The following is a 15,336-nucleotide window of genomic DNA, read 5'->3' as shown; positions in this document are numbered from 1 at the left end:
TAATAAAATGAATCTTAAAGACAAAACCATCGTGATCACGGGCGGCGCTCAAGGCCTGGGTTTAGAGATGGCGCGTATGTGTGCTAGTGAAGGCGCCAAGCTGGCGTTAATTGATATGAATGCCGAGCAATTGGCTGCCGCTAAAGCCGAACTCTCGGCACAAACCACGGTGCACGTATACCAAGCTAACGTAGCCGCTGAAGACGAAGTTGAGGCGACTTTCAGCCAAATCGACAGTGATTTTAACGGTATCGATGGTTTGATTAACAACGCCGGGATCCTGCGTGATGGATTGTTATTGAAATTCAAAGATGGCGAAATCACCAGCAAGATGCCGTTGGCACAATTTCAATCGGTTATTGATGTTAACCTGACAGGCGTATTTTTATGTGGCCGTGAAGCCGCAGCAGCGATGGTGAAGCGTGGCAACAAAGGCGTTATTATCAATATGTCGAGTGTCGCGCGTGGCGGTAACATGGGCCAAACCAACTATGCAGCATCCAAAGCCGGTGTTGTAGCAATGACCGTGACCTGGGCACGGGAGTTAGGGCGTTACGGTATTCGTGTCGGCGCCATTGCCCCGGGCGTTATTCGTACCGCGATGACCGATGCCATGAAGCCAGAAGCACGTGATCGTTTAGAGAAAATGAAACCGGTTGGCCGGCTAGGTGAGGCCAGTGAAGTGGCCCATACCGCTAAGTACATTTTTGAGAATGATTTTTTTACCGGTCGTGTGGTAGAAATAGATGGTGGCATCAGTATGTAAAGCGGGTTAGGCGCTTGTGCTCATGTTTGCTCTTGGTGAAGCCTTGAGCTTCGCCCTAAAGGTCGTGTTGCAGGCTTTAGCGGGGCTTGCGCAAAACGCTCAAGACACGATGGCCGCTTTGGCGCCTTAACCTGTGATAACCCTTATCTTTAGAGGATCTGACCGATGAAAAGCTTATTTTTTTGTTTGTTATTAGCGCTGCCTAGCGCAGTATGGGCGGATGAACAACGCGTCCTTACGAACATGTTGGACACCTTTTTAGATGGGGCGAGCCGAAATGATCCCATGATACATAATGCCTTTTGGGCAGAAGAGCTGATTTACACCAGTTCTGCGGGTACCCGTTTTGGTAAAGCGCAGTTAATGCAAGGCGTAAACAGCCGTGGCGAGATCCCTGCTGCTGAAGTGATCATGCGTTATGGTCGTGAAGATTTGCAAATTATGCAGTATGGCGATACTGCTGTGCTGGCTTTTGTTTTGGTAGGAAAATCAGCAACAGAAACACTGCGCTTTTTAAATAGTGGTACTTTGGTCAAGCGCAACGGACAGTGGCAAGTGGTCAACTGGCAGGCCACTAAATTGAGTGAGCCGAGCATTAATTAAGTGTTAGTAAACGCCTGCTGGACGAGGTGAAGATCCGATCTTAAGGTTAAGTCGTACATTCTTTCGACAAACTCTAGTTAGGTAATCCCCTTAACGTTCACAGCTTGGAGTTACTGCTATGCCACATCATCGCCTTACCCATTTGAACCATCAAGACGTACGCATTGATGAGTTAACCGTACACTCTTATGAAATGGGCCTTTATTTGGTTGAAGCTGACTTTGACGGCCGTAAAGGCTTCATTGTTGATGAGCAAAATCAACCACAACATTTTCATAGTGTCGAACAGGTTAAAAAGTCGCTCAGCGATTGCACGGTTAGACAGGCTTGGTTAGTTCACAAATCTGCTTATGATGAAATGTGCGGTGGCCCAGAAAAAGTAGATAACACCTTGAAGCTCGCGTTGTTCGTTTAAACGTGAGCACTGTTTTTGTGGAAACGGGCGGGTCAGTTTTCTGACCCGCCCGTTTGTTGTTAGCCTGCGTGAGCTCATTCGGCTAAACAGACACTCAGAGGCAAGCTTACCAGCCAATCGCCCGATACAAACGTTGCCACATCAGCTTGTTCTGCTGCTTTAAACTCGTGGCTTTTAAGGCCACTTCTTTGGTGAGTGCTTCTTTTTGTTCAATTAATTCGGCGACGCTGCGCAGCAGGTTGTCTTCAGTCAACTCTTCCACACAAAACTTGCCCATACCAAAATCACTCATCATGGCGTGATATTTATGGCTCCAACTGGTCGCGATACAAGGCACACCTTGGCTTAGTGCATTGACTGCGCCATGAAAGCGCGAGCTGATGGCTAACTCGGCTTTTCCGATAAAGGCTTTAACGGCAAGAGGGTCCTCAATTTGTACTAAGCCACAGGGTGATAAGGCGGCAATTTCAGCACATAACTCGGCGTCTTCTTTACCTTCGTGGTTAACCAGCACGGGCTGAATGCCAAGCACCGTTAAGTAATCCGCTGCTGCAGCAAAAGCCATCACATATTGCTGGCGCATTGCTTCAGCATTGGCATGATTGTATTTTGACACGACCTTAGAGTTAGGGATCAAGGCCGCAAAAGGTATATCTAACTCAGGTAGTTCTTGATTGCCGATAGGGCTTAAGCCTACGGTGAAATCAGGGGTAAGCACGACGTGCTCGGGTAACACCTCAACACAGCTTTGTAAGTGCTTTAAGGACACGGGGTCACGCACAAAAATCAGCCGGGCATGATGGATAATATCGCGCATAGCCGCTTTACTTTCTTTGGAAGTAAAGGGGCCAAAGGCTTGTGGCATAAAGATAAATGGCTTGCCTGCTTGGCCAAAGCGCACCACTTCTTTTGCGGTATTTTGTAAAAAGGTTAGCGGCCATTGATCACCATAGGCAAAGCCGCTGGCTTCTAATACCAAATCGACATCGCGCTCGGTGACCATGCCATAGCGTTTAAATAAATTACGCAGTCCGCCAGGCAGCTTGCCAAGCAGACCAGTTAAATCAATACCTTTGCGTCGAAACGCCAATTTTTGCCAAGCACCGTGGCGTGCTCGCTCGGGGTAGGGCAAATTCGGCCCGGGTGATAACACCAATTCAAAGGCTTTGTCTTTCGCTTTTAAGCCTTGCAGGCAGGCGAGCAGCATCAAATAGGCGCCTTTGTTGCGAAATTGCACGCCTTTAATTTCGATAAAATAAGGTTTAGTCATTCATTGTTCCATTATCAGTCAAGGATGCGCGTTTTACTCGTAGCAATTGCCAGAATTGCGTGCGGGTACTTTTTGCAAAAAATAAGAAGAAAAAAGAGGCGTAAGCATAAGAAATCAAGGTAGCCCAAGCTGCACCAACGATGCCGTATTGTGGGATCCACCAAAGATTTAAGCCGACATTAATCAGCGCACCCATACCATGGCTAAACAGCGATAGCGGTTCTTGCTCGGTGATTACTAAGTGTTGGCCAATCAGGTAGCGTACGAAAATAAAACAGCCGGCCCAGATATGGATGCGTAGCACAGTAACGGCATCGTTAAAGGCTTCGCCAAACAGTAATAAAATTAACCATTCGGCACAAAGCGTCATCACCAGGGCGATAGCTAAGGCTGCAGAAAAAAACATTAGCGCGAAGCGGCGCAGTTTTAATAAATAGCCGTTCCAGCCTTTTTCAAAGGCTTTTAGCATATCAGGGTAATAGCGCACCGCTAAGGTGGCAGGGAAGATATACCATAATTCAGAAAGTCGACTGGCGGCGGCATAGATACCGGCTTGCTCTGCGCCGGCGATACTGCCCAGCATCACAATATCGATTTTCAGATAAATGACCGAAACAATGCCAGATAACCATAACCAGGCGGAGCGCTTGAGCAGCACTTTGGCTTGAGCGAAGCTAAAATGGCGCGGATGGTAACGCTGCCAACGCTGGGTTTCTTCTTTAAAAGGTTGGTGTTTACGTAGATATAGCAGATATTGGGTTAAGCCGACCAATAAAAACTCGATAGCCGTCATTAACAATAAGCTGGCGATGCCAAAGCCTTGCAGTAACAACAGCAGCTTAACGGCGAAACTGAGCAGCGAGATAACCGATTTAGCATAGGCTGGACTGCGAAAGGTGCCTTGGTAATTTAGGTAAAACTCAAACAATAAAAAGCCAAAAAAGGCCTGCAGCATAAATAACAGTGGGATGGCATAGTTAAGATGACCACTAAACAGTTCTGGGTTCAGCAAATAAAACAAGCCGAGTAAAACACCACCGCCTATCAGGCCAAGTGTTAAACGAATACTCACTGCGGTATACAACATCGTCATGGCTTCTTGACCGCTTGATAGCTTGGTCATTTGCCTAACCACAAGGTTATTTAAGCCCATGCTGGTTAGGGGTACTAAAAACGCACTCCACGCCATAACGATAGAATAAATACCTAACTCGGCCGCACCGAGCATCCGTGCCACAAAGACGGTTAAGATGGCGCCAGCGGCTAATTTAACTAATTTGTCGCCGAGCATGGCGGTAGCCCGTGCCATCAATAACTTTTTAATGATCTTCATTTACGGGCTCCGGCGGCACGGCGGCGCAAGGTCGAAACAATACGCCAGACATTTTGCAGTAGCAAAATATAGCCGGCAAAGGCAGCGGCAAACAGCAGTAACATTACGGGTTCGGGCACCATCAAATACTCACCAATTACGCCAATACAAGCAAAGATACACGATAACGCGACGATTAAAGTGAGGGCTTCTCGCGAATTTAAACCTAAGCGTAATGAAATATGATGCAAATGCTCGCGATCGGCTTGAAATGGCGATTGGCCTTTGCGAATGCGTCGCAACATAATCGCCGCCATATCCATTAGCGGAATAGCAATTAGCCATAACGCGGTAACTGGGCGAAAACTGGCTGTCTCACTTTGGGTGCCAATCAGTAATAACCAAATAACAGATAAACCAATCAGCATACTGCCGGCATCACCCATAAAGATTTTTTTACCGGGTACCAATTGCAGGTTAAAGGCTAAATAGGGCAGTAGCGCACAAATTAAGGTTAACGGTAGCAAGGCATATTCTTGTTGGCCCCAGAGCAACATAAAGCCGGCAATGACCACAAAGCTAACCAAACTGAGCATACCGGCAAGGCCGTCAATACCGTCGGTCATATTAAAGGCGTTGATCGCGGCAATAACCGCTATCAAGGTGATAGGGATGCCCAGTGGGCCTAAGGTCACTTCGCCTAAGCCGAAAATATTGCCCAAGCTATTCAGGTGTAAATCAAGCGCGAACACCATGCCAAGGCCAATGGCTAATTGCACGGCAAGGCGCAGTTTGACACTGAGATCGAGGTAATCGTCAAAGGCACCTAAGATGACCAAGGCACCGGCTAATAACAAATAATAGATAGGTTCCAGTTCAGAAGGGGCGAATAAGCCCAAGGCCACGGCTAAACCACAAAACACCGATAAACCACCAATTAGCGGAACGGCACCTTGATGCTGTTTACGACCCCGAGGAATATCCACTAAGCCTACGCGTTGTGACAGCGGGTACAATAAAATAATGGCTAACAGGCAACAGCCTAAAGCTGAACTCATTAACAGTAACTGGGATTTCATAACCGACTAATTTTTCTCAATTTTGTTAAACCGCAGAATTATTCAGCCAGGCGTCAGCTGAAACTTGTTGTAATAATAATGCTTAGTGACAGAATAAACGACTGGCTTTACGTAATAGTTAAAAATATTGTTTATTCTCGCTTGTATAACCCTGACCCCGCCCCGTTTTTTTAGCACTAAACGGTTGGCTTTAAGGAGCATTCATCGTCGTGTTAGTTGCCACTAAAAAACTGCTTGTTATCACCAATATGGGCCCGAAAGCGTCTGCGCCTTTTCAAGGCCAGTTTGTGCGAGCACAAGTAGATGAACTTGAGGCACAAGGCCATCCTTCTGCTTATCATTATATGCGCTGGCATAGTGACTCTTGGCTGAACAGGTTATTGAAATATCCGGTTTTCTTTTTGGATTTTCTGTGGCGATATATGTTGAGCCGTCAGCGTTATGACCTTATTCATGTGCACTTTTTTTATCCGACGATTTGGCTAGCATTGTTATATCGAGGCTTGCGTAATCGGCAGGTTAAGATTGTGGTGACCTGTCATGGCAGTGATATTTATCATTATCAACCGCCCGGTAAGCTTTACCGTTGGTGTGCAAAACAGGTGCAGGCTTGGGTTTTTACCAGCCAAGCATTAAGTGAACAGTTTTATTTTCAAGCCAAGCCACAACGGATCTTGTCAGCGGGTATCCAGAGTCGCTATGCTGCCGCGCGTTTTCAAACGCGTACCGAAAAAGACATTGATCTGCTGTATGTCGGCGCCTTAGATCGCAATAAAGGCATGGACAGGCTATTGGCTATGTTGCCCGCGTTGAGAGAACTGCACATCGTGATTGCCGGCACCGGGCCATGGCAACGTCAGCTAGAACAGGCGGTTGCAGATTACCCCAATGTGCGTTTATTAGGTGCTCAAGATGCTGAGGCTTTAGTCAAACTTTATCAACGTGCCCGCTGTTTTATCAGCTTATCGCGTAATGAATCTTTTGGTTTAGTGATGGCAGAGGCAATGGCTTGTTATACGCCAGTGGTGGCTACCGATACGGATGGCGCTAAAGCGCAAATAACATCGGGGGTAACCGGTTATCGCGTTTCACAGCAACAAGCAGAAGCGCAACTCTGTCAGCAATTGGTTTTAGCCATAAAGGCGCTGTTAATGTTAGACGAGCCAGAATATCGTGCAATGCAGCAAGCGGGTCGCCAACAAGCAGAGCAGGTGTTGTTACCCGAAGTGATACATCAGTTAACCCAACTTTATCAGGAACTTTAGCATGAGTGTTACAGAACAGGATTTGACGGAGGCCATTGCTGAAGTCAAGGTTGGCCCGGTTAAGGTGTCAGCCTTTAAAGATATGACGCATCTGCTGCAGTTTATTTTACCTGAGCAGGGCGAGAGCTATGCCGGTTCTGCCATTGCCATTAACCCCGAAAAAGTGTTAACTGCGATGGAAAATTCGGCCATTATGTCGGTTATCGAGCAAGCGGATATTCGTTATGCGGATGGTATCGGCGTGGTGAAAGTGATGCGTCGTCGGTTAGGTCGTCATGTTGAACGGATCCCTGGCTGTGAGCTTTGGCAACAACTGATGTCACGTGCGGCAAAACAACAAGTACCGGTGTTCTTAGTTGGGGCCAAGCCCGAGGTATTAGCGCAAACACAAGCCAAGTTACTGGCTGAGGGGGTAAACGTGGTCGGTGCTATTGATGGCTATTTTAAAGATGAAGCCGCGCTTATCGCTGCCATTAAACACGCCGATGCGAAAATTGTCAGCGTTGCCATGGGATCGCCCAAGCAAGAGTTATTGATCCAGCGTATTCAAGCTGCCCATCCTCACTGTTTTTATATGGGAGTCGGTGGCACTTATGATGTGTATACCGGTAATGTGAAACGTGCACCGGCCTTGTGGTGTAAATTAAATTTAGAGTGGGCGTATCGGTTATTAGCGCAGCCCAGTCGCATTGGCCGTCAACTTCGTTTATTCCGATACCTTTGGTGGTATGGACTGGGTAAAATTTAAGGGAAGCACCATGTCGCAATGGCCATTAATCAGTGTATATATGCCGACTTACAATCGTGCGCAGATGGCGTGTCGCGCTATCGATTCGGTGTTAGCCCAAACTTATCCTAACATCGAGCTTATTGTGGTCGATGACGCCTCCAAAGATGACACCTTTGCGGTGTTATCCGAACGTTATGCATCCGATGTACGTGTTCGAATTTTACGGCAAACCGAGGGGCAGGGGGCTTGTGCCGCGCGCAATAGAGCCATTGAAGTGGCTAACGGTGAGTTTGTCACGGGCTTGGATGACGATGACGAGTTTTTACCACAGCGTCTAAGCCAACTTTATGCCGCTTATGATGATCGTTATAGCTGTGTGTGTTCGGCCTATTTGTGGGATTACGGTAGCTTTACTAAAACCCTATTTGCGCAAAGACAAACCGTGAATTTGTCCAATTTACTGGATTTACACACTTTATCGAACCAAGCCTTAGTTAAACGTGAACGCATGCTGCAATTAGGCGGTTTCGATGTTAGCTTGGCGGCGTTTCAAGATTACGATATGTGGGTGCGAGTGGTCGCGGCCTATGGCCCTGCACTGCGTTTGGCGGAAGCCAGTTATCGCGTGCATGTAGGGCATGAGCAAGGCCGTATTACCAATTCACCGAAACGCCTAGATGCTCATCAGCAGTTTGTAGCGAAGCATCGCTCTTTAATGAGTGAGCGTAACTTACAAAATCAGATGTTTTATCGGCTGACGATGCAGCATCATGTGCTGCGGTTCACAGAATTTTTAAGCCTGTGCCGATATGGCTTGGTTAAAGTGAAGTGGCGTTACTATTTAAAACATAAATTAGCCGGTTTAAGTCAATTGCGGATGCGATTGCTGAGCAAAGGCTTAAGTGGATTATTTAAAAAATAATGTCAAGCATCCGACATTACCTCAGTATCGCCACGCCGCTTGATAAGCTTCTGGTGTTGCTCGCCTCGTTGCTGGTATTTATCGATTGGGGTAATGGCCTGTTGTGGCATACCTTTGGGAGCAGTTTTGGTTTCTCGGCCAGTATTAAACTGCTGCTATTGTTGCTGTTAATTTACCGTGGTTGGCAGTTAAATCGCCAAGCCTTGTACTGGCCCTTGTCGTTAATGCTGCTGATGTTACCCGGGCCTTTATATGTTTTATGGCTAACAGGCCATCACTATGGCTTGGCCGATCTGCAATTAATCAGTAAATCAGCAGCGCTATTAGTGGCACTGGCTTATTTTTCTGAATTGGCTCGCCAGCAACCCCAGGCTTTTTTACGCTGGCTAGACGGTGTGTTTGCTGCCAGCTTTCTGCTGTTGTTTGTTAATAGCCTGCTGGGGTTAGCCGGGTACGGTGGCACGGCCTATCAGCCGATGGATGAAGTGGCGCAGCCCTTTCTTGGCGTAAAAGGTTTCTTTATTTCAACCAATGAGTTGTCAGGTTTGTTACTGGTGCTCAGCTGTTGGTTGTTAGTTCGCAGTTGGCAAGCGCTGCGCTGGTTCTATCCCTTGCTCAGTTTAGCGGCACTGTCGATAGCCGCGTTATTGCTAACGAAAACCGGTTTGTTTGGTGTGCTGCTGTTAGTGCTACTGATCCCCATTTTATTAACGCCACGCGCTTATTTTTACGCGAAACGGCAATGGCTGTTGGGGCTAAGCGCCATCATTTTAGGTTTATTGATGCTACTGCTATGGAATTTAAGCAGTGTCCTGCAATGGGTAGGAATTTACGACAAGCTGCAATTTGCTTATCAACAGCGGGGTATTATGGGCATTATTTTGTCCTCCCGCGATTATTATTTACAGCGTAATTTCACCCTGGTCGCTGAGCGTTACCCTGAGTGGTTACAATTATTTGGTGTCGGCCAAGGTGGCTTGCGTCTGCATTTGAAAAAATACTTTATCGAATTAGATTTATTCGATCTGCTGTTGTTTTACGGTTTAGCCGGAGGCTTATTATTCGCCTTATCTTTTTGGCGCGTGTTTGGTTTAAGTGCCGGCGCCTTGAAAAAAACTTCAGCAGCGGGGCCGGTGTTACTGTTAAATAGCCTGTTATTATTGGTCGCGTTACTCGCCGGACATGTCCTGACCTCCGGCATGTTATGGCTGCCTTGGGCGTTGATTAATGCCGCCTTACTGGCACAGCAAGCATTGCCGCGAGCCTTGGCATTAACGCTTTTACAGACCGAAACGGGAGCCGCTGATGAAAGATCTGCTTGAGCCGCTAATTTATCCGCATAATATGCTGCTATATGGGTTGTTATTCGCTTGTATCGCCTATCGAAAAAAAGGCTTGTGGTGCTTGTTGCTATTTTATTATTTAATTGGCAATACCTTTGTGGCTAATCAGGTACGGCAATGGTATCAACAGCAAGCTGTTGTTTCAGCATCCAGTGTATTAGGGCGAACGCCTGATTTATTTGTGATGTTAGGCTGTGGTGGCTCAGCCGAGCAGATACCGGCCTGTGCAGCAGCGCGTATTCAACAATTAAACAGTGAAATTGCCCTATTACCCCAAGCGGCGCCGCTGGCCGTGGTTATCACAACCCGTTATTGCGAGCCTTATTTAGCTGCGTTACAACAGACGGTAAGGCATGGCGCTATCGATTGTTTTGATGCGGGTGAAAATACTTATCAAGAGTTTCAAGCCCTTGCTAAGCGTTTAAACCCACAACACGCTATTCGCTTTATAACCAGTGATTTTCATAGCTGGCGGGTGCGACAGTTAATTAAAGAATATCAATTATCAGCCAGTGTAGGAGTGGTGCGCTCGCAAACGTTTCGCCCGGTCAATTGCACTTTAAACTGCCTGCTGACGGTCAACTTAAGTAATTTAGATTTGTACAGTAAGCTAATGGCCGAGTTTGCCAGTTATGCGGTGTATCGCGTTGCCGGCAAAGAAGTGACTGGCGTGGTGTCCGACTAAATAACATCAGACTAAGCAGACTCTCGGCACTGGCACCAAACAGGTGAGTTACTGGCGTGGTGTCCGACTCAATAACACCAGACCAAGCAGACAACCGACACTGGCACCAAACAGGTGGGCATCGATGGCAACATCAGCGTTAATTTGTGCCGCCAGGGCTAAATCAGGCGCAGAGAATTGTTCGCTCAGGATTTTTACCAGTACACCCGCCAAAATGAGATAGCCGGTACGAAAGCCTTGTTTAATATCAATGACTGCGCCATAGCATAAAATGCCATGCAAAACGCCTGATAAGCCTACGTAATACAGCATGTCGGGCGCCAGCCACCATAATCCCGCACTCGTGCCCAAGCCTAAGATCAGTAATTGCCAGCCAAAGGCTAAGCGCCCTGGTAAATGCCCATGGATCAGCATAATTAACAGCAAACCCACCATATTCATCAGCAAATGATAGGCATTACTGTGTAATAAATGGCCGGTCAGAACACGCCATACTTCACCTTGGCCAATGGCTGGTCGGCTGTATTGCAGCAGCTCATGCCATGCTAAGGGACTAAAATGTAACAAGAATATTAAAAAACCTAGCAAAAAATAGGGCGCATAAGATTTAATTGTTTGAGATAGCATAGTGCTGGTTGATCTTATTATAGGAACTGAGTAGGGTGTTTATGACTGTATTATAAGGAAAGTCTTGATAATGAAAAGCACTCTTATCCCACTCGTTTCGTTATTCCTAATAAGTTTTGCCCCCAGCTTATTAGCCCAAGCTACGCAGGAAACGCGTGAACCTGAAGCTACTACTGGTATTGTGCAACAACAACTTACCCGCTTTCCTACGGCAATGGTCTCTGCGGCGCATCCCTTAGCATCTGATGCGGGCGAGCGCGTGTTGCGAGCTGGCGGCAGTGCCATTGATGCGGCTATTGCCACACAGTTAGTGCTGGGTTTAGTTGAACCACAAAGCTCAGGGATCGGCGGCGGCGCTTTTATCTTACATTGGCAAGCGGATAACCAAGCCTTAACCACTTTTGACGGTCGTGAAACGGCACCTGCTGCGGCGGGCCCTTATTTATTTGCCGATCATGGCAAGGTGATGAGTTGGCGCGAAGCTTATGTTGGCGGTAAATCGGTGGGGGTGCCGGGTGTACTTAAAGCCTTAGCCGATGCCCATCAACGCTACGGCCAACTGCCTTGGGAATCGCTATTTACCGATGCCATTACCCTAGCCGAGCAGGGCTTTGCCGTGAGTAGCCGCACCTCGAAGCAATTAGCGATGGGCTGGAACAGTGGTTTGAAGCAGCTGTCGCCGGCTAAAGAGTTTTTTTATCCGAATGGCAGCTCATTACTTGAAGGCGCAACGCTGAAAAACCCAGCGTATGCGGCGCTGTTACGTAACATTGCCAAAGACGGGGTCAGTGCTTTTTATCAAGGTAAAAATGCCGAGGCGATGGTCAAAACGGTGCAACAAGCCGCGATTAACCCAGGTAGTTTGGCGTTATCTGATTTAGCCAATTATCAAGCCATTGAACGTGATGCGCTCTGTGTGGCGTATCGGGTATATCAAGTATGTGGCATGGCCCCCCTAGCTCTGGCGGCCTTGCGGTGTTGCAAATGCTCGGTATTTTAGAGCATTTCCCACTGGCCGAGATGCAGCCCAATAGTGCCCAAGCTGTGCATGTCATCAGCCAAGCCTCTCGCCTCGCGTTTGCTGACCGCGATCTGTATGTAACGGATCCGGCTTTTGGTCATGTGCCGCTGGCCGGTTTGCTCGATCCGGCCTATTTAAAGCAACGCGCCGGCCTGATTAGTGCTCAAGATCAAATGGCCACAGCGGGTATCCCGCTGGGTGCTGAAGCACAAGCCACCTCAAAGGCAGTGGAGTTTCCGAATACCAGTCATTTTTCGGTAGTGGATGCAAAAGGTAATGCGGTGAGTATGACCACCAGCATCGAAAATGTGTTTGGCTCAGGTTTAATGGTTAATGGCTATTTGCTGAATAACCAGTTAACGGATTTTAGCTTAGCGCCTCGCGATGGTGAGCTTTGGGTAGCAAACCGTGTTGAAGGTGGCAAAAGGCCTCGCAGCTCGATGGCACCGATGATGGTATTTGATGCCGATAATAATTTACGTTTAGTGATTGGTTCGCCCGGTGGCAGCCGTATTATCAATTATGTGGCGTTAAGTATTATCGCCCTATTAGATTGGGATTTAGATGTGCAGCAAGCCATCAACTTGCCTCGTTTTACCCATCGCAATGATTATTTGGCGTTAGAGCAGGGCACGCCGTTGGCTGAGTTAAAAGAGAGCTTAACCGCAATGGGTTATGATGTGCGGATCCAAGATCTCAACAGTGGTTTACACGCCATTGAAGTACAAGCAAAACAGCTCGAAGGTGCTGCAGATCCCCGCCGCGAAGGCAAGGTCAGTGGTTTTTAAGCGTTAGGTTGGAGTAATAATGACTATCTTGATTGAGCAAGCGGCCAGCGGTGTGTTAACACTGACGATGCGGCGCCCTGAAAAAAAGAATGCGTTAAATCTGGCGATGTATCGGCAGCTTACGGCGGCATTACAACAAGCACGGCAGCAGTCACAGTCTAAAGTTGTGGTAATTCAAGGGGATGCAGATTGCTTTACCAGTGGTAATGATTTGCAAGATTTTTTATCTGCGGGTGCTTTAGATATGCAGCATCCGGTGGTGCAGTTTCTATACGAAGCCGCCAGTTTTCCCAAGCCCTTGATAGCCGCTGTGGCAGGGCTTGCCATTGGCATCGGTACTACACTATTGCTGCACTGTGATCTGGTTTACGCTGCGCCAGCCAGCCGTTTGCAGATGCCGTTCACATTGCTGGGGTTATGCCCTGAAGCCGCATCCAGTTTATTATTACCGCAGATCGCCGGTTACCAGCGCGCCGCGCAATATTTGTTATTGGGGGAGGCTTTTAGCAGTGAGCAAGCTGCACAATTTGGCTTAGTAAATGACATTGTGCCGGCCGAGCAGCTATTGGCTTTTGTTGCGGCCAAAGCAGCAAAGCTGGCGGCATTACCTAGCGAAGCGGTGTTACGCAGTAAGGCGCTGTTAAAGGCCCCTCAACAGACGTTAGTGCAGCAAGTGATTGGCCAGGAGTTGCTGGATTTTCAGCAGTTATTGTCATCTGACGCTTGCCAACAACAGCTTGCTGCTTTTTTTAAACGACGCTAAGGCTAAGTGAAGCACGGACTTAGCCTTAAGGCCGCCATTTACTAACGAATGGCGGTACTAAACTTGTCGGCTTGTACCGTTTTGACTAGCCAGGAACCTCGATGTCTTACCATTTCAACTGTCCGAGTGTCTTGCACGCGTTTGTTATCAAATTCGCCATCAAAAACCAGCTGAATAGTTGCATCGTTATCGTACTGCTGGCGCAAATTACGACCGCTATTGTTGACGTTAATGACTACGGTATCAAAGCTCATATTCAATAGGGTACGGCTGACTTGTTTTACCGAGCCGTAAGACTCTAAGATTTTGGCGTATTCATTGGTCGACAAGCTTTTCGCCCGATTTAAATCTTTTTCATTATAAATAGCATGAAAAAATTCACCGGCGATAAATTCAGGCGTGCCAATTTGCGCATTAACTTGCGGGTTGTCTTCAGTGCAGCTGACTAATAGCAATAGTAGCGGTAACAGTAGGAGTTTTAAATAAGCCATAACATCATATTTTCCTTAAGCGATAGCAGAATTGTGGGTGTTTTCAGGCTATCTGTAAAGAAAAAGGCGGCGAAAAGGCTATTTATCTGGCCATCCATGGCCGACAACGTGGCTTAAACACACCCGTCATGCTTTACTGACGGGCATCACAGCTAAGGCCGCATTTATCCATTAGGCTTCTAATTCTTGCTCGGTGAAAATATTGGCGAACAAGGGGCTTGATAAGTAACGCTCTGCCGCGCTGGCTAGGATCACCACGATATTTTTACCGGCAAACTCGGGTAACTCGGCTAAACGTGCTGCGGCAACTACCGCGGCACCTGATGAGATACCGGCTAAAATGCCTTCTTCTTTCATCAAGCGATGTGTCATGGCAATGGCATCATCACTGCTGACTTGCTCAACCCGATCAATTAAATCGACATCTAACACACCAGGAATAAAACCGGCACCGATACCTTGAATTTTATGTGGGCCAGGTTTGATTTCTTCACCGGCTTTAACTTGGCTAATGACCGGCGATTCCGAGGGCTCAACCGCCACGGTGACTAGCGGATGCTGCTTCTCTTGTTTTAAAAAGCGACTGACACCCGTGATAGTCCCGCCAGTACCAACACCGGCAATAAACACATCCACTGCACCGTCTAAATCATTCCAAATCTCTGGGCCGGTCGTTTCAAAGTGAATTTGTGGGTTAGCCGGGTTATCGAACTGACCCAAAATGAGGTATTTATCTGGGTTAGATGCTTGAATTTCTCTGGCTTTTTCAATTGCGCCTTTCATGCCTTTTGGCCCTTCAGTTAACACCAAGTTGGCGCCTAAGGCTTTTAACAATTTACGACGCTCTAAACTCATGGTGGCCGGCATGGTGAGGGTGAGCTTGTAACCGCGGCTCGCCGCCACAAATGCCAGGGCGATACCCGTGTTACCTGAGGTTGGCTCGACTAATTCGGTGTCTTTTGTCAGGATGCCACGTTTCTCTGCATCCCAAATTAAAGCAGCGCCTAAGCGACATTTCACACTAAAGCTTGGGTTACGCGCTTCAATTTTGGCATAGACATTGGCGCCTTTAACGACACGGTTTAATTTGACCAAAGGGGTGCGGCCGATCGACAATGTGTTATCTGCGTATACATTAGCCATAAAAACTCCAAAAAAAAGATAAGGAATAACCAGTACAATAACCCATAGCATACGCGGCCTAGCTAAAAGTTAAAGTAGCAATTTGCTATAACATATATCAGTTTTTTCACTAA

At 47.5% G+C, this 15,336-nt stretch carries 15 protein-coding genes and 1 pseudogene; 10 read left to right on the top strand and 6 right to left on the bottom strand.

Annotated features, from left to right (window positions below; all coding sequences use genetic code 11):
• Positions 1 to 7 precede the first annotated feature (7 nt).
• From ACUJFK_RS11725 to ACUJFK_RS11715, 3 genes are all read left to right on the top strand, one after another.
• On the top strand, positions 8 to 766 hold the full coding sequence (locus ACUJFK_RS11725; protein WP_445426779.1) for an SDR family oxidoreductase: 759 nt from the start codon (positions 8 to 10) through the stop codon (positions 764 to 766).
• Positions 767 to 931: 165 nt separating this feature from the next.
• Positions 932 to 1,369 (top strand): nuclear transport factor 2 family protein, encoded by a 438-nt coding sequence (locus ACUJFK_RS11720; protein ID WP_445424959.1) that lies wholly within the window; start codon positions 932 to 934, stop codon positions 1,367 to 1,369.
• A gap of 118 nt (positions 1,370 to 1,487) precedes the next feature.
• On the top strand, positions 1,488 to 1,784 hold the full coding sequence (locus tag ACUJFK_RS11715) for a DUF6482 family protein (RefSeq protein ID WP_445424958.1): 297 nt from the start codon (positions 1,488 to 1,490) through the stop codon (positions 1,782 to 1,784).
• Between the two features lie 106 nt (positions 1,785 to 1,890).
• Here ACUJFK_RS11715 and ACUJFK_RS11710 read toward each other — a convergent pair whose 3' ends face one another.
• The 3 genes from ACUJFK_RS11710 to wecA are packed head-to-tail and all read right to left on the bottom strand — an operon-like array spanning position 1,891 to position 5,445.
• Positions 1,891 to 3,054, bottom strand: coding sequence for a polysaccharide pyruvyl transferase family protein (locus tag ACUJFK_RS11710; RefSeq protein WP_445424957.1), 1,164 nt, complete (start codon positions 3,052 to 3,054; stop codon positions 1,891 to 1,893).
• Positions 3,047 to 4,387, bottom strand: coding sequence for a flippase (locus tag ACUJFK_RS11705; RefSeq protein ID WP_236129445.1), 1,341 nt, complete (start codon positions 4,385 to 4,387; stop codon positions 3,047 to 3,049). Before ACUJFK_RS11705 ends, ACUJFK_RS11710 begins: the two co-directional genes overlap by 8 nt.
• On the bottom strand, positions 4,384 to 5,445 hold the full coding sequence (wecA, locus tag ACUJFK_RS11700; protein WP_226750086.1) for a UDP-N-acetylglucosamine--undecaprenyl-phosphate N-acetylglucosaminephosphotransferase: 1,062 nt from the start codon (positions 5,443 to 5,445) through the stop codon (positions 4,384 to 4,386). The genes ACUJFK_RS11705 and wecA overlap by 4 nt, the downstream gene beginning before the upstream one ends.
• 209 nt (positions 5,446 to 5,654) lie before the next feature.
• On the opposite strand from wecA, the gene ACUJFK_RS11695 reads away from it, so the two are divergent.
• The 5 genes from ACUJFK_RS11695 to ACUJFK_RS11675 are packed head-to-tail and all read left to right on the top strand — an operon-like array spanning position 5,655 to position 10,390.
• Positions 5,655 to 6,710: a glycosyltransferase family 4 protein gene (locus ACUJFK_RS11695; RefSeq protein ID WP_306178278.1), complete on the top strand. Its 1,056-nt coding sequence runs from the start codon at positions 5,655 to 5,657 to the stop codon at positions 6,708 to 6,710.
• Between the two features lies 1 nt (position 6,711).
• A complete protein-coding gene (locus tag ACUJFK_RS11690; RefSeq protein WP_306178279.1) occupies positions 6,712 to 7,458 on the top strand; it encodes a WecB/TagA/CpsF family glycosyltransferase in 747 nt (248 codons plus the stop codon).
• Positions 7,459 to 7,468: 10 nt separating this feature from the next.
• Positions 7,469 to 8,362 carry a glycosyltransferase gene (locus tag ACUJFK_RS11685; protein WP_226750083.1) on the top strand — a complete coding sequence of 298 codons (894 nt, stop codon included), beginning with the start codon at positions 7,469 to 7,471 and terminating at the stop codon, positions 8,360 to 8,362.
• Positions 8,362 to 9,684 (top strand): O-antigen ligase family protein, encoded by a 1,323-nt coding sequence (locus tag ACUJFK_RS11680; RefSeq protein WP_445424956.1) that lies wholly within the window; start codon positions 8,362 to 8,364, stop codon positions 9,682 to 9,684. Before ACUJFK_RS11685 ends, ACUJFK_RS11680 begins: the two co-directional genes overlap by 1 nt.
• On the top strand, positions 9,668 to 10,390 hold the full coding sequence (locus ACUJFK_RS11675) for a YdcF family protein (protein WP_445424955.1): 723 nt from the start codon (positions 9,668 to 9,670) through the stop codon (positions 10,388 to 10,390). Before ACUJFK_RS11680 ends, ACUJFK_RS11675 begins: the two co-directional genes overlap by 17 nt.
• Before the next feature lie 48 nt (positions 10,391 to 10,438).
• Here the strand turns inward: ACUJFK_RS11675 and rrtA are convergent, their stop codons facing one another.
• Positions 10,439 to 11,017: a rhombosortase gene (rrtA, locus tag ACUJFK_RS11670; protein WP_445424954.1), complete on the bottom strand. Its 579-nt coding sequence runs from the start codon at positions 11,015 to 11,017 to the stop codon at positions 10,439 to 10,441.
• Positions 11,018 to 11,087: 70 nt separating this feature from the next.
• On the opposite strand from rrtA, the pseudogene ggt reads away from it, so the two are divergent.
• A pseudogene (ggt, locus tag ACUJFK_RS11665) lies at positions 11,088 to 12,826 on the top strand (gamma-glutamyltransferase).
• A 19-nt stretch (positions 12,827 to 12,845) separates the two neighbouring features.
• A complete protein-coding gene (locus ACUJFK_RS11660) occupies positions 12,846 to 13,589 on the top strand; it encodes an enoyl-CoA hydratase-related protein (protein ID WP_445424953.1) in 744 nt (247 codons plus the stop codon).
• Between the two features lie 41 nt (positions 13,590 to 13,630).
• Here ACUJFK_RS11660 and ACUJFK_RS11655 read toward each other — a convergent pair whose 3' ends face one another.
• Complete coding sequence (locus ACUJFK_RS11655) at positions 13,631 to 14,080, bottom strand: hypothetical protein (RefSeq protein WP_226750077.1); 450 nt, start codon at positions 14,078 to 14,080, stop codon at positions 13,631 to 13,633.
• A gap of 171 nt (positions 14,081 to 14,251) precedes the next feature.
• Positions 14,252 to 15,223 carry a cysteine synthase A gene (cysK, locus tag ACUJFK_RS11650; RefSeq protein ID WP_226750076.1) on the bottom strand — a complete coding sequence of 324 codons (972 nt, stop codon included), beginning with the start codon at positions 15,221 to 15,223 and terminating at the stop codon, positions 14,252 to 14,254.
• Positions 15,224 to 15,336 lie beyond the last annotated feature (113 nt).

The organism is Alishewanella sp. HL-SH06, from assembly GCF_052656265.1.
The sequence above is the reverse complement of the archived record's forward strand: the minus strand, read 5'-3'. Positions and strand labels throughout refer to the sequence as shown.

Excerpts from the sequence above, each read along its gene's own strand:
- ACUJFK_RS11680 (WP_445424956.1), top strand. The coding sequence starts at position 8,362 with ATGTCAAGCATCCGACATTACCTCAGTATCGCCACGCCGCTTGATAAG.
- ACUJFK_RS11655 (WP_226750077.1), bottom strand. The coding sequence starts at position 14,080 with ATGGCTTATTTAAAACTCCTACTGTTACCGCTACTATTGCTATTAGTC.
- ACUJFK_RS11660 (WP_445424953.1), top strand. The coding sequence starts at position 12,846 with ATGACTATCTTGATTGAGCAAGCGGCCAGCGGTGTGTTAACACTGACG.
- ACUJFK_RS11725 (WP_445426779.1), top strand. The coding sequence starts at position 8 with ATGAATCTTAAAGACAAAACCATCGTGATCACGGGCGGCGCTCAAGGC.
- ACUJFK_RS11720 (WP_445424959.1), top strand. The coding sequence starts at position 932 with ATGAAAAGCTTATTTTTTTGTTTGTTATTAGCGCTGCCTAGCGCAGTA.
- rrtA (WP_445424954.1), bottom strand. The coding sequence starts at position 11,017 with ATGCTATCTCAAACAATTAAATCTTATGCGCCCTATTTTTTGCTAGGT.
- wecA (WP_226750086.1), bottom strand. The coding sequence starts at position 5,445 with ATGAAATCCCAGTTACTGTTAATGAGTTCAGCTTTAGGCTGTTGCCTG.
- ACUJFK_RS11715 (WP_445424958.1), top strand. The coding sequence starts at position 1,488 with ATGCCACATCATCGCCTTACCCATTTGAACCATCAAGACGTACGCATT.
- ACUJFK_RS11690 (WP_306178279.1), top strand. The coding sequence starts at position 6,712 with ATGAGTGTTACAGAACAGGATTTGACGGAGGCCATTGCTGAAGTCAAG.
- ACUJFK_RS11710 (WP_445424957.1), bottom strand. The coding sequence starts at position 3,054 with ATGACTAAACCTTATTTTATCGAAATTAAAGGCGTGCAATTTCGCAAC.
- ACUJFK_RS11705 (WP_236129445.1), bottom strand. The coding sequence starts at position 4,387 with ATGAAGATCATTAAAAAGTTATTGATGGCACGGGCTACCGCCATGCTC.
- ACUJFK_RS11675 (WP_445424955.1), top strand. The coding sequence starts at position 9,668 with ATGAAAGATCTGCTTGAGCCGCTAATTTATCCGCATAATATGCTGCTA.
- ACUJFK_RS11685 (WP_226750083.1), top strand. The coding sequence starts at position 7,469 with ATGTCGCAATGGCCATTAATCAGTGTATATATGCCGACTTACAATCGT.
- cysK (WP_226750076.1), bottom strand. The coding sequence starts at position 15,223 with ATGGCTAATGTATACGCAGATAACACATTGTCGATCGGCCGCACCCCT.